This window comes from Bacteroides sp. MSB163 (genome assembly GCF_036416795.1).
GTDB lineage: Bacteria > Bacteroidota > Bacteroidia > Bacteroidales > Bacteroidaceae > Bacteroides > Bacteroides maternus.
The window spans coordinates 2,749,491-2,764,064 of record NZ_CP143867.1; the positions used below are offsets into that span (position 1 = coordinate 2,749,491).

At 44.8% G+C, this 14,574-nt stretch carries 9 protein-coding genes; 6 read left to right on the forward strand and 3 right to left on the reverse strand.

Features of this window, described 5'->3' with window-relative positions; all coding sequences use genetic code 11:
* Positions 1 to 152: 152 nt before the first annotated feature.
* The 6 genes from VYM24_RS09955 (at position 153) to VYM24_RS09980 (ending at position 9,024) form a co-directional block, all read left to right on the forward strand.
* A complete protein-coding gene (locus VYM24_RS09955) occupies positions 153 to 2,000 on the forward strand; it encodes a thiol protease/hemagglutinin PrtT (protein ID WP_330942053.1) in 1,848 nt (615 codons plus the stop codon).
* Positions 1,997 to 2,539 carry a hypothetical protein gene (locus VYM24_RS09960; RefSeq protein ID WP_291552146.1) on the forward strand — a complete coding sequence of 181 codons (543 nt, stop codon included), beginning with the start codon at positions 1,997 to 1,999 and terminating at the stop codon, positions 2,537 to 2,539. The genes VYM24_RS09955 and VYM24_RS09960 overlap by 4 nt, the downstream gene beginning before the upstream one ends.
* 40 nt (positions 2,540 to 2,579) lie before the next feature.
* Positions 2,580 to 3,833: a GTPase HflX gene (hflX, locus tag VYM24_RS09965; RefSeq protein ID WP_291552144.1), complete on the forward strand. Its 1,254-nt coding sequence runs from the start codon at positions 2,580 to 2,582 to the stop codon at positions 3,831 to 3,833.
* Positions 3,834 to 3,934: 101 nt separating this feature from the next.
* Positions 3,935 to 5,932 carry a DUF4954 family protein gene (locus tag VYM24_RS09970; protein WP_330942054.1) on the forward strand — a complete coding sequence of 666 codons (1,998 nt, stop codon included), beginning with the start codon at positions 3,935 to 3,937 and terminating at the stop codon, positions 5,930 to 5,932.
* A 69-nt stretch (positions 5,933 to 6,001) separates the two neighbouring features.
* Positions 6,002 to 7,642 carry a fumarate hydratase gene (locus VYM24_RS09975; protein ID WP_007213191.1) on the forward strand — a complete coding sequence of 547 codons (1,641 nt, stop codon included), beginning with the start codon at positions 6,002 to 6,004 and terminating at the stop codon, positions 7,640 to 7,642.
* Positions 7,643 to 7,863: 221 nt separating this feature from the next.
* On the forward strand, positions 7,864 to 9,024 hold the full coding sequence (locus VYM24_RS09980; RefSeq protein ID WP_299093378.1) for an acyltransferase: 1,161 nt from the start codon (positions 7,864 to 7,866) through the stop codon (positions 9,022 to 9,024).
* 15 nt (positions 9,025 to 9,039) lie between these two features.
* On the opposite strand, the gene pelA is transcribed toward VYM24_RS09980, so the two are convergent.
* From pelA to VYM24_RS09995, 3 genes are all read right to left on the reverse strand, one after another.
* Complete coding sequence (pelA, locus tag VYM24_RS09985; RefSeq protein WP_299093380.1) at positions 9,040 to 10,137, reverse strand: pectate lyase; 1,098 nt, start codon at positions 10,135 to 10,137, stop codon at positions 9,040 to 9,042.
* Positions 10,138 to 10,209: 72 nt separating this feature from the next.
* Positions 10,210 to 11,535: a TolC family protein gene (locus VYM24_RS09990; protein WP_291552139.1), complete on the reverse strand. Its 1,326-nt coding sequence runs from the start codon at positions 11,533 to 11,535 to the stop codon at positions 10,210 to 10,212.
* Positions 11,532 to 14,564: an efflux RND transporter permease subunit gene (locus VYM24_RS09995; RefSeq protein ID WP_330942055.1), complete on the reverse strand. Its 3,033-nt coding sequence runs from the start codon at positions 14,562 to 14,564 to the stop codon at positions 11,532 to 11,534. The genes VYM24_RS09990 and VYM24_RS09995 overlap by 4 nt, the downstream gene beginning before the upstream one ends.
* Positions 14,565 to 14,574: the final 10 nt, after the last annotated feature.

The window sequence follows — 14,574 nt, forward strand, 5'->3', positions numbered from 1 at the left end:
CTATTAACTTAGGATGGCCTTGTTTTTAAAAAAGTATTTAAAATCATTTGCCGAACCATATATTTCAGTAATTTTGTCTTTTCTAATGAACAACAAGATAGTGATTTGTGTCATTCGTTGAGGTGCTACTAAAACAACTAACCCCTAACTATATGAGGTGTACACTACTCTTTCTATTTATTCTTCTTACAAATCGGCTTCTTGCTGATAATGTCACAGCAGAGCAAGCTCATGCTTTAGCTACCGATTTCTTTAAAACGAATGTTCAAACCCGTAGTACTGCCGCGTCACCACAGTTGCAATTAGTTTGGGATGGAGAAGATGCGAATACCCGTAGTGTAGGGAATCTTCCGGCTTTCTATGTCTTTAATAGTACCGACCGAAAAGGTTTTGTTATTATTGCCGGAGATGATGTGGTTATGCCTGTACTAGGTTATTCTTTCACAAACAGCTTTGTGGTAGATGGGATGCCTTCTAATCTGAAAAGTTGGATGAATGGGCTGAAAGAACAGATCAATGAGGTAAGAGAGACGGGACTGAATACTTCTGATGTTGTATCTGAAGCGTGGAGAGGGGTGTCGGATATGACAACCGGAGATGTGGTAAAGCAATATAAAACAGCGGAGTGGGATCAAGAGAGTCCTTATAATACGCTTTGTCCTAAAATTGAAGGCACACAGACTGTTACAGGGTGTGTGGCAACTGCTATATCCATATTGATGCGATATCATCAATGGCCGAATGCAGGAACGGGTACTCTTCCTGCTTATAGTTATGATGCGCTGGTTAGTGGAGCTAAAATTCATCAAAATGTATCGGGGAGAACTTTGGGACATACTTATGCTTGGAGCGATATGCCACTTCAATATGATCGGAATTCATCCGAGATTTCTAAAAATGAAGTTGCAACTTTGATGTACGATTGCGGTGTTATGGCTCAATCACAGTTTAATATTGCTTCTGCCGGTGGAACCGGTGCCGCTACATTGACAGCTATTCATGGATTGGCAGAGTATATGAATTACAATAAAAGCATGTTGTGTCTTCGTCGTGAATGGTATTCGGAGGCAGAGTGGATACAAATGCTGGAAAATGAAATAATGACAGTAGGCCCTGTGCTTTACGGTGGAGCTACTCTTAGTAATGAAGGACATCAATTTATATTGGATGGATATACAACGAAGGATTATTTTAGAGTAAATTGGGGGTGGAGTGGCTATAGTAATGGTTATTTCCTGATTTCAGCTTTGAATCCGAATAATCAGGGAGCAGGTGGTAGTGCTGGCGGTGGCTTTGTCGCGAATCAAGACGCTTTGTTCGGGCTAAAGCCGGCGGAGGGAAATTCAAGCTATCAAACATTATTGGCCATGCTTGCTGGGAAATCTCAGGATGGAACTTATTATTCCGGTTTGGAAACCTCTGAAACTCAATTTAATGTAAACTCTTCCTTTATTGTGAAGTGCGGCTTCCTCTGGAATTTGGGATTAGACTCGTTCTCGGGAAAAGTAGCTTTGGCTATGGTTGATAAGAATTTGAATATAAGGGAATTTATATCAGGAATCTCGGATATTCCAAGTATGCAGACATATTATACAGTGTCCTTTGCTCCTTCCTGTAGAATCTCATTGACTCCACAACCCGGTGATCGTATTGTTGCAGTCTACAAAGGAACGAATGATGCAGAATGGAAAGTGGTTCATGGTGGTCCTGATACCACGAATGAGATTATTGTTAAGGCTGATCCTACTTCAATTATAGAGACGAAGCAAGAAATACGATTTACTGCTTTCTGTGATAAGCAACAGGAAACTGTTGTTGTTCATTTGCCGGAGAATTCCCGCAGGTTGAATCTATATGATGTAAACGGGCGTCTATTGAAACAAATATTGTCTGAAGGAAAAGAAACTATAACTTTCTCTTGCCGGGAATATCCTACGGGAGTATATATCTTGCAGTCTGTAACGGACAAGGGAATTCATCAATGTAAGTTTTTAAAATGAAAAAGGAAATTAATATTGTAATAGCAACCTTACTTGTACTATTGGCGGGTTGTCGTTCTGCGAAAAAAGAAACAATGGTCATATCTGATATGCAAAAGATAGAAATGAATTCTGGAGCAATTACTCCACAGTTGACAGGTGGTAATCCGGCCTCCACTTCTCCGGTGGTTTATATCTATAAAACCAAGGCTGATTATTCACACCAGGTACCGGTGATAATGGATGAGGCTCGTACCCGCATTTTGTCCTATCCTGCGCCCGGGGATTTGAAAATGGGGGATGGGTTACGTCTGCCTACTCTTTTGAATAAGGGATACTTGCTGGATAATAAGGGAATAGGTCCTAATGTGGCTTTTCTTACCTATACGTATGAAGAGTATAGCCAGTTGCCCACAGCACCTTCCATGACCGATCTGATGTTACATATTCTTGATAAGTATCCTTTACTGGAAATTCGTGCATGCGGTCGCCGTGCTGATTATAAAGATATTGTTATAGAATTAAATGAGAAAATAGCAGAAGGATTTCTGCAAAAATAATTATATTTGTCGCCCAATATATAATAAATAGGTATAGTAAATGAAAGAATTTGTAATCTCCGAAGTACAGGCAGAAACGGCGGTATTGGTTGGTCTCATTACGAAAACACAGGATGAGCGTAAGACAAACGAATATCTCGATGAGCTGGAATTCTTGGCTGAGACAGCCGGGGCGGAAGTAGTGAAACGATTTACCCAGAAGCTGGATCAGGCACATTCTGTGACCTACGTCGGCAAAGGTAAACTGGAAGAAATTAAAGAATATATCCGGAACGAAGAGGAAGCCGAACGGGAAATCGGTATGGTGATTTTTGACGATGAACTCTCCGCGAAACAGATACGTAACATTGAAGCTGAGTTGAAGATCAAGATATTGGATCGCACCTCGCTTATTCTCGATATTTTTGCCATGCGTGCACAGACAGCCAATGCAAAGACGCAGGTGGAATTGGCACAGTATAAATACATGCTTCCCCGTCTGCAACGTTTGTGGACCCACTTGGAACGCCAGGGTGGCGGTTCTGGTGCCGGTGGCGGTAAAGGTTCAGTGGGACTTCGTGGTCCGGGTGAAACGCAGTTGGAAATGGACCGCCGTATCATCCTGAACCGTATGTCATTACTGAAAGAACGTCTGGCAGAGATCGATAAGCAGAAGTCAACCCAGCGTAAGAATCGTGGACGTATGATCCGTGCGGCATTAGTGGGATATACCAATGTGGGCAAATCCACGTTGATGAACCTGCTTGCCAAGAGCGAAGTATTTGCAGAAAATAAACTGTTTGCAACACTGGATACTACAGTGCGCAAGGTGATTATTGATAATCTGCCGTTCCTGCTTTCAGATACGGTTGGTTTCATCCGTAAGTTGCCTACTGACCTGGTGGACTCTTTCAAGTCGACGCTGGACGAAGTGCGCGAGGCGGATCTGCTGTTGCACATTGTGGATATTTCACATCCGGATTTTGAAGAACAGATAGAAGTAGTCAATAAAACATTGGCGGATATCGGTGCATCCGGTAAGCCAATCATACTTGTATTCAATAAAATAGACGCTTACACCTATGTGGAGAAAGCGGCTGACGACCTTACCCCCAGAACAAAGGAAAACTTAACACTCGAGGAACTGATGAAGACTTGGATGGCAAAGATGGCGGATAATTGCCTCTTTATCTCTGCCCGTGAGAAGATCAATTTGGAGGAACTGAAGAGTGTGGTTTATGCACGCGTGAAAGAACTGCATGTACAGAAATACCCTTATAACGATTTTCTTTATCAGACCTACGAAGAAGAGTAATCAATGATGAATGAAGAATGATGAATGAAGAATCAGGCTGCACACTATTGTGCTGCATGGTAATTCTTCATTCTTCATTCATCATTCTTAATTTAATTGTTATGAATTACAGACATTTAACCGAAGACGAAGTACTCCGGTTGAAAAGCCAGTCGTGTCTGGCGGATGATTGGGGGAAAGTAATGGTAGCAGAAGACTTTGTTACCGAGTTTGTACATCACACCCGGTTCTCGGGAGATGTGCGTTTAGGCGTGTTTCAATCAGAGTTCACATTGCCGGGTGGAATTAAAAAACATTCCGGTTTGCGTCATGTAACGCTCCACAATGTCACGGTGGGGGATAACTGTTGCATTGAGAACATCCAGAACTACATTGCTAATTATGAGATTGGGCATGACACATTCATTGAGAATGTAGACATCATCCTGGTGGACGGATTGAGTAAATTCGGTAATGGGGTGGAAGTATCCGTACTGAATGAAACTGGTGGGCGTGAAGTACTTATCAATGATAAACTTTCTGCGCATCAGGCTTATATTCTGGCGCTTTACCGCCACCGTCCTGAACTGATTTGCCGGATGAAGGCTATTACTGATTTTTATTCCAATAAGCATGCCTCCTCGGTAGGTACTATCGGCAATCATGTGATGATACTCAATACTGGTTCTATCAAGAATGTACGTATCGGAGACTATTGCCACATTTGCGGAACTTGTCGTCTTTATAATGGTAGCATTAATAGTAATGCGGAAGCACCGGTACATCTCGGCCATGGAGTTATTTGTGATGATTTTATCATCTCCTCCGGTTCACATATAGACGATGGAGCTATGCTGAGCCGTTGCTTTATAGGCCAGGCCTGTCGTTTGGGACATAATTATTCAGCGTCCGAATCGCTTTTCTTCAGCAATTGCCAGGGAGAGAATGGCGAGGCATGTGCTATCTTTGCCGGACCGTTCACGGTGACGCATCATAAGTCCACTTTACTGATTGCCGGTATGTTTTCATTCATGAATGCCGGTTCGGGTTCCAATCAGAGTAATCACATGTATAAGTTAGGCCCTATCCATCAGGGAACATTGGAACGTGGTGCTAAAACTACTTCCGATTCCTATATTCTTTGGCCCGCCCGTGTAGGCGCTTTTTCATTGGTAATGGGCCGCCATGTGAATCATTCCGATACTTCTAACTTGCCTTTCTCCTATCTGATAGAGCAGAACAATACTACTTATCTTGTACCGGGTGTCAACCTGCGAAGTGTAGGAACCATCCGTGATGCACAGAAGTGGCCGAAGCGTGATGGACGTACGGATTCTAACAAACTGGATTTCATCAATTACAACTTACTCAGTCCCTATACCGTGCAGAAGATGTTCAAGGGACGGGAAACTTTGCAGAACCTGCGCCATGCTTCGGGCGAACTTTCCGATATCTATTCTTTCCATAGTGCGAAGATCCGTAACTCGGCATTGGTGAAAGGTATCAAATTTTATGAGATCGCCATCCATAAATTCCTTGGAAACTCTGTCATCAAACGTCTGGAAGGTATTGAATTCAAAAGTAATGAAGAAATACGTGCCCGCCTGAAGCCCGACACCACAGTGGGTAGCGGTGAGTGGGTGGACATTTCCGGCCTGATAGCTCCGAAGAGCGAGATAGATGCCCTGATCAATGATATCGAGTGTGGCAAAGTAGACCGTCTGAAGTACATCAATGCTGAATTTGAGAAGATGCATCAGAACTACTACACTTATGAGTGGACCTGGGCTTATGAAAAGTTGGAGGAATACTACGGAATCAAACCGGACAATATAACGGCTACAGACATCATCCGCATTGTAGAGAAGTGGAAAGAAGCGGTAGTCGGGTTGGACCGTATGGTGTATGATGATGCCAAGAAAGAATTCTCACTTGCCTCCATGACGGGCTTCGGTGCCGACGGTTCGCGCGCAGAGAAAGAAATGGACTTTGAGCAGGTACGCGGCGACTTTGAAAGTAATCCGTTTGTCACCGCTGTGCTGAAACATATTGAAGATAAGACAGCGTTGGGTGACGAATTGATAGGCCGTATGCAGAGAGTGTCATCATTTTCACTCTAATTAAAGAAATATTTCAATAATAGTTCTTACCTTTGCTACACGATTCATTAATTTAATTTACGAGTAATTATGGCAACAACACCTCCGTTCAAGTATCAACCTATGTTTGAGCATGGGGAAGATAAGACTGAGTATTATCTGCTTACAAAAGATTATGTATCTGTAAGCGAGTTTGAAGGAAAGCCCATTCTGAAGATTGAAAAAGAAGGTCTTACGGCAATGGCTAACACAGCTTTCCGCGATGTGTCATTTATGTTGCGCCGTTCGCACAATGAGCAAGTTGCTAAGATTTTGCGCGACCCCGAAGCAAGTGATAATGATAAATATGTAGCATTGACCTTCCTGCGCAATGCAGAAGTTGCTTCAAAAGGTGTGCTTCCTTTCTGTCAGGATACCGGTACGGCTATCGTTCATGGTGAAAAGGGACAGCAGGTATGGACTGGTTATTGTGATGAAGAAGCTCTTTCGTTGGGTGTCTACAAAACATATACTGAAGAAAACCTGCGTTACTCTCAGAATGCTCCGTTGAATATGTACGACGAGGTGAACACGAAGTGTAACCTACCTGCACAAATAGATATCGAAGCTACCGAAGGTATGGAATATAAGTTCCTTTGCGTGACCAAAGGTGGCGGTTCGGCCAATAAGACTTACCTATATCAGGAAACAAAAGCAATCCTGAATCCCGGCACTCTGGTTCCTTTCCTCGTTGAGAAAATGAAGACGCTGGGTACAGCAGCTTGTCCTCCTTACCACATCGCTTTCGTCATTGGCGGTACTTCTGCTGAGAAGAACCTGTTGACGGTGAAGCTGGCTTCTACTCATTATTATGATGAGTTGCCCACTACGGGTAACGAGTACGGACGTGCCTTCCGTGATGTAGAACTTGAGAAAGAAGTGTTAGAAGAAGCTCATAGGATTGGCCTCGGTGCACAGTTCGGCGGTAAATATCTGGCTCATGATATCCGTATCATCCGCCTGCCTCGCCACGGTGCATCTTGTCCGGTAGGTCTGGGCGTTTCTTGCTCTGCCGACCGTAACATCAAGTGTAAGATCAACAAAGAAGGTATCTGGATTGAAAAACTGGACAGTAATCCGGGTGAACTCATTCCGGAAGAAATGCGTCATGCAGGCGAAGGTGCCGTGGTTAAGATAAACCTGAACCAGCCGATGGCAGATATCTTGAAGGAACTGACTAAATATCCGGTGGCTACACGTCTGTCATTGAATGGTACGATTATCGTAGGCCGTGACATTGCACATGCTAAGCTGAAAGAACGTCTGGACCGTGGTGAAGATTTGCCACAGTATATCAAGGATCATCCGATTTACTATGCCGGCCCTGCCAAGACTCCGGCTGGTATGGCTTGTGGCTCTATGGGTCCCACTACTGCGGGACGTATGGACTCGTATGTAGAGTTGTTCCAAAGTCATGGTGGCAGCATGGTTATGCTTGCTAAGGGTAACCGTAGCCAGCAGGTGACGGACGCTTGCAAGAAGTACGGTGGTTTCTATCTCGGTTCTATCGGTGGTCCTGCCGCTATCCTGGCACAGAACAACATCAAGAGTATCGAATGTGTAGAATATCCCGAACTCGGTATGGAAGCTATCTGGAAGATTGAAGTGGAAGACTTCCCTGCATTCATTTTGGTAGATGACAAAGGCAATGATTTCTTTAAACAATTGAAACCTTGGAATTGTAGTAAATAAGAGGAATCTTTCTATAGATTAAGTGAAAGCTGTCCCGAAGAAGTTGATTAACTCCTTGGGACAGCTTTCTTGGTTTCATACGACTTTCTTCCCTTCTTTCTTACTGCTCCTAAGTATTCTATTGTGGAATCTATATACAGAAAAATAATAAAATATCTTTGTATGCCGATACTAATTTTTATCTTTACGCCTTCAAAATCAGATTAATCTTATTGGCAGTTATGGAAACTACTCCCCACATTTCTCCGAAGGCGGACTCCCGTGTTGTTTGGCTGGATGTCGTGCGATTGATAGCTATGTTTACCGTGGTTTGTTGCCATTGCACAGACCCTTTCAACTTTTATCCGGGAACGGTTCCGAATATTGAAGATATCAAGTTCTGGGGGGCTGTCTATGGGGCGGTGCTGCGTCCGTGCGTACCTCTTTTTGCGATGATAACGGGAGCTTTGTTGCTTCCTGTGCGTGGGGATACATCCGTATTCTATAAGAAACGTATTCCACGTGTGTTTTTTCCGTTTCTTATCTGGTCGGTGATTTATAATCTTTTCCCTTGGATTACAGGATTGCTGGGAGTGGAACCGTGGGTAATTCTTGACTTCTTCCCGTACTCGGGCGAAGAAGTGATGCGCCAGTCTTTAGCTGTCAGTATGGGATATATTGCAGAACTTCCTTTTAATTTTTCTATCCTCGATGTACACATGTGGTACATTTATTTGCTGATAGGACTCTATCTGTACTTGCCGATATTCTCCGCCTGGGTGGAGAAAGCTTCGGAGAAAGCCAAACTCTGGTTCTTGGCAGTATGGGGAGTGACATTGCTTATACCTTATTATAATGAGTTTGTAGCGCAATACTTGTGGGGAACTTGTTCGTGGAACTCATTCGGCATGCTTTATTATTTTGCCGGTTTTAATGGATACCTGCTTCTGGGGCATTATCTACGCAAGCATGACTGGACTGGACGACAATCCGTACTGATAGGCGTTCCTATGTTTGTGGTGGGCTATGCGGTTACTTTCTTCGGTTTCCGCCACATGACAGCATTACCGGACTTTACGGATGAAATGCTGGAATTATTCTTCACCTACTGTTCATTGAATGTGGTGATGATGACCATTCCTGTATTTATGTGGGCAAAGAGAGTGAACATTCGTTCGGAGCGGATGATAAAAGCATTGTCCAATCTGACACTTTGCGGCTTTGGGGTTTATATGATACACTACTTCTTCACCGGTCCGTCAGTGGTACTGATGCGGGCGGCAGGTGTTCCGTTGTGTTTGCAGATACCTGTCGCCGCAGTGGTTGCATTTGCCATTTCCTGGTTCCTGGTGGCAATGACATACCGTTGCTTTGGAAAGAAAGCGAAATGGGTGATGGGATAGTCCCCGGAGGGTGAATTATTGTATCTTATTCTTTTTCTTCCACTGTTCGTACTTCTTCAGCACTTTCAGTCCGTCGCTATTATACCAACTATATCCATTACGGCGTTCGTGTCCTATCTCTGAGATATTAAACTTCTTCACTCCATCGCGGTCACTGAAGAAAGGACGGTTATCTTCCAGTGTATAGAAGCGTGCCCACAAAGGAGGACAATCTGTACATGGTATCATGCGGTAGTCTTTCTTGCCTTCATCATTCGTGAAGAATTCTTTTTTCATCCCTTCAATCTTTGATGCTTTGAACCATTCGATTGCGTTCTCTATACATGCGATAACCTCTTTTGAAGGATTAGGCAGAGACATTAGCAGGATGACGATGTTGTCCGATTCGGCTCCACTCAGTGAGGGAAGTTCGTAAGCGCGTGCTTTGGCGGGAGCAAGAGTGTGTTCGTCGTGTTGTGCACACCAGACGGTTGGTTTACCATTTAAGACAACTTGCGTTTTGAGGATACACTCCACACCTTTGTTGAATGCCGCGCGAGCACGGTTGCAGATGCTGTCGGGGACATATTCATAAGGTTTTTTCTTTTCGTATACCTCGCGCAGAAGCTCCATTACATTTACCATCGCATTGTCATTGTAGGTGATATGTGTGTAGTAACCTTTGGGACGAGGCCAGAACTGAGGCCAGCCTCCACTGGGATATTGTGCTTTGAGGATATAACGGATGCCGTCCAGCGCACTGTCTCTGTATTTCTCAATATGAGTAGCCAGATACAGGCGGGAGAGATATTCGATTTCTGTACTGGTTGCATCGTTGTCTATCGTACTTTCGTTTACATCATCCTTGGAGGCGAGTACGTCTTCACGTTCTTGCTCTGTCAGTTCGGCAGGCATATAGATGTTTTTGGGCCAACCGCCGGTGGTTTGTTGATAAAGCAATACATTGTCGCCAATGCGGATGGCCTCAGTTGTTTTAAAGAATTCATCGTCCAATTTAGGAGCCATTTTCACCCAGGTTTTATAGGGCTTCTTCTCTTTGTAGTTTATGCTCTCTTGTGCAAATACATTTGTCAGGCATAACAAAACCAGACAACACAGGCAAATTTTTTTCATGGTCGTTGTTTTTTATAGTTCTATGATGGCAAAAGTAGAGGAAAAAAACTCGCCTGATGGGGAATATTTGTTTTATTCCAGGTATTTTGTTACTTTTCCACTGATTTGCAACAAAGAAATCTCGCATAATTTAGTGTTGTACTCCGCTGAAAGAATTCTTTCTTCTGCATCTAAAAGACTCTTCTGTGCTTCACGCATTTCGATACCCGAAAGGTTTCCCAGCATGTAACGCTCCATGGCAATCTCATGGTTTTCTTTAGCAGCTACAAGGTTCTGGCGTTCCAGGTTCAGCATTTGCAGATTGTTCTGGTAAGCTTGCCATAAGTTGCTCAGGTCTGCACGTAAGGCTTGTTCCAGTTGTTCGCGTTCCAGGCGGGCATTCTGAATGGCAATACGTGCATTGTTGCGTTCCCGGCGACGGTTTCCATCGAACAGGTTGAAGCCGATAGTCAGGCCGAAGTTGGCACCAAGATTACCGCGTTGGATGTTAGTGGCGATATCGTATTTGTTGAAGGTATAGCCATAACCGCCGTTCATCTTCAGATAAGGATAGTCGCGGGAACAAACCTTTTTGTAATCCAGCTGGGCAAGCGTGTTGTTTTGGTAGGCTTTCAACAGAGAAGCGTTGGTTTGCAGAGTCATGTTCCAAAGCTCTTCAAAGTTTAGTCCACCGTCTACGTTGATCAGACTGTCCTGAACGATGATGGGCTGGTCTACATCTTCGTTTGCCATCAGTTCGTTCAGTTGGATACGGGAGGTATGCAGCAACTCTTGCTGTTTCATATACTGGGCACTGTCTGCATTGAAGTCTACCTTTGCCTGTTGGTAATCCAGACGGGAGAAGTTACCGATGTGATAACGCTCTTCCACGATACGCAAACGCTCTTTGGACAAAGATACGGCATAGCGGAAATTATTCAGACGGATCTTATGTTGCAGATAGTTGTAATATTCGGCAGCGATGTTGGCTATCAGGTCTTCCACGGCAATACGGGTATTGGTTTCACCTTGTCTTTCCAACTCTTTCAGACGTTGGTAGTTGGCGGTGATGTTGAAGCCGTCGAAGATAGTCCAGTTCAGATTAAGCCCCACGTTCATGGTCTGATCGAATACACCATTCTCTTTAACATGTTCTCCGGTAGCCCGCACTTTACTGTCTGTATTGTCTACGGTTCCTTTATAACTTGCAGAGAGGTCAAGTGTCGGCAGATAACCGGCGTTTCCCAGCGTGGCGTTGTTCTTGCTGACTTGCTCCTCGTTGCGGGTAATGCGCAGCGAGTAGTTATTTTGAAGCCCGTATTCCAAGCAGGACTTTAATGTATAAGATTGCGGCATCTGCGCCTGCGATGCAAGCGAGGCGCTACAAATGGCTATGAGGGATAAAATCGTACGTTTCATGATTTCTTTAACTTACTTCTGTTAGTGGATACATAACTATATATGGCAGGTACGATATACATAGTGAGGAATGTGGATACCAACATACCGCCCACTACGGCTGTACCCATGGCAATGCGCTGGTTACAACCTTCACCCGAAGCGAATGCCAACGGTATTAGTCCGAGAATGGTAGAAGCACTCGTCATTAGGATGGGGCGTAGACGTTGCAGGGATGCATCCTTGATGGCTTCCATTTTATCTTCTCCGGCTTCCTGTTTCTGGTTGGCAAACTCTACAATAAGGATACCGTTCTTTGCCACCAGACCAATCAGCATGATGATGCCAATCTGACTGAATATATTCATCGTAATATCGTTGAAGTACATGAATACCAAGGCTCCGGCAATAGCCAAAGGCACGGTAAGCATGATAATCAACGGATCTTTGAAACTCTCGAACTGCGCTGCCAGAATCAGGTAGATCAGCAGAATTGCCAATACAAAGGCAAACATCAGACTGGAAGAACTTTCCCTGTACTCTTTGGAGTCTCCCGTCAGTGCGGTACGGAATGTCTCATCCAATGTTTCTTTGGCAATCTTATCCATCTCGTCCAATCCTTGTCCGATGGTTTTCCCATCAGCAAGTCCGGCAGAAATAGTGGCGGAAACGAAACGGTTGTAACGGTACAATTGCGGAGGGGCGATACCGCCGGTCAGTTCAATCAGGTTGTCCAACTGCACCATTTCACCTTTATCACTACGAATATAGATGCCTTTCAGGTCGGAAGGCTTGTTGCGTTGCTGGCGGTTGATTTCACCCAATATCTCGTATTGCTTTCCGTTCATATAGAAATAACCCATACGCTGACCGCTCAATCCGTATTGAAGCGTTTGCGCGATATTACGTGTGCTTACTCTCATGATACTTGCCTTGTCGCGATTGATATTGATGCGGGCTTCCGGCTTGCTGAATTTCAGGTTCACGTCGGCCATCTGGAAAACCGGATTTTCATAAACCTTCGCCATAAATATTGGTAACACCTCTTGTAATTTCTCAATGTTGGTAGCCTGCAATACATATTGAACCGGCATACCACCGCGTCGTCCACCGAAAGAGGACGATTGCTGTACGAACGAACGCGCCTTGGTCTTTTTCTGTACAGCCTGCGAAATCTTTTCGGCTACTTCCATCTGTGTGTAGTCACGCTCTTTCATGTCTTTCAATGTGATACGCACGTTACCGCTACCACTTGACACGCGTGCCGTTACCGATTCTGCATCCGGCAGAATGGAATCTACCAACTGGTTGATGTCTTCCGTATAATCCCGTATATATTCGTAAGTCACACCCTCTGCACCACGCACGTTGATACTGATTTGCGAGCGATCTTCCAATGGTGCCATTTCGGCAGGGATGGCATTCCACAGATATACGATAATGATTAATGTTCCTAATACAAGTGGCATGGCCAGCCAGCGTTTACGGAGAAAAATTTCCAATGACCGGCTGTAGATGCGGTTCATTCCTTCAAAGAATGGTTCGGTTTTTATATAGAACCAGTTTTTCTTTTCTTGTTTCACTAACAACTTGGTGGCAAGCATCGGAGTAAAGGTCAATGCGGCAAAGGAGGAAATGATCACCGAACCGGATACCACGATGCTGAATTCGCGGAAAAGCCGTCCCGTCATACCGTCCATAAAGACGATAGGGAAGAATACGGCTACCAGCGTGATGGTGGTAGAGATTACAGCAAAGAAAATTTCCTTGGCGCCCTCGATGCCGGCCTCTTTTGGCGGCATTCCGCGTTCAATGCGGACATAGATGTTTTCCGTCATTACAATGGCATCATCTACTACCAAGCCTACTGCCAGCACTACCGCCAGCATGGAAAGCACATTGATAGAGAATCCTGCCAGATACATCACAAAGAATGCTCCGATAAGTGAAACGGGAATTACGATACAGGGCACCAGCGTTACACGCCAGTCGCGCAGGAAGAGGAAGATGATGATGATGACGAGAATGAATGCCACGTATACCGTTTCCTTTACCTCATTGATAGAGGCGCGGATAAACTTGGTATTGTCAAAACCATAAGAGTATCGCACATCATCCGGAAGGTCTTTCTTCATCTGTTCCATGCGTTCGTAAACGGCATCGGCAATCTTGATGTGGTTGGCGCCCGGTTGAGGTACCACAACAATACCTACCATTGGTACGCCATTCATTTTCATGTAGCTCTTGATGTCCGCAGGACCCAGTTCCGCCCGTCCGATATCACTGAAACGGACAATGCGGTTGTTGTCTTCCCGCAGGATAAGGTTATTGAATTCTTCTGCCGTGTGCATTAATCCCAGTGTACGGATGGTAAGTTCCACCGTATTACCTTCGATACTTCCGGACGGGAGTTCCACATTTTCTTTATCTACCGCATTCTTTACGTCTATGGGGGTAATGCCGTAACCCGACATTTTGATAGGATCGAGCCAAAGGCGCATGGAATAACGCTTTTCTCCCCAGATACTGACACCACTTACGTCTGCAATAGTCTGCAATTGCTCTTTGACGGTGAGGTCTGCGATCTCGCTCAATTCCAGCAAGGAACGTTTGTCGCTTTGCAATGCTACCATCAGTATAGGCATGGCGTCCGCATCTGCTTTTGATACGGTAGGAGGGTCACAGTCGCGAGGCAAATAACGTTGGGCGCGTGAAACTTTATCACGCACGTCGTTTGCAGCCGTTTCCAGATCTACGGAGAGTTCAAATTCTACCGTAATACGGGATGAACCTTGCTGGCTGACGCTGGACAAAGAACGGATTCCCGGAATACCATTGATATTTTGCTCCAATGGCTCGGTAATCTGGTTTTCGATGACATCGGCATTTGCACCCGGGTAGGAGCAGGATACCGAAATGATGGGATTGTCCACTGACGGATATTCGCGGACGCCGAGATAGCTGTACCCGATAAGTCCAAAAAGCAGGATGATAAGGGTAAGTACTGTGGAGAGTACCGGGCGCCGTATGCTGAGTTCGGATATGTTCATAAGGCGTCTG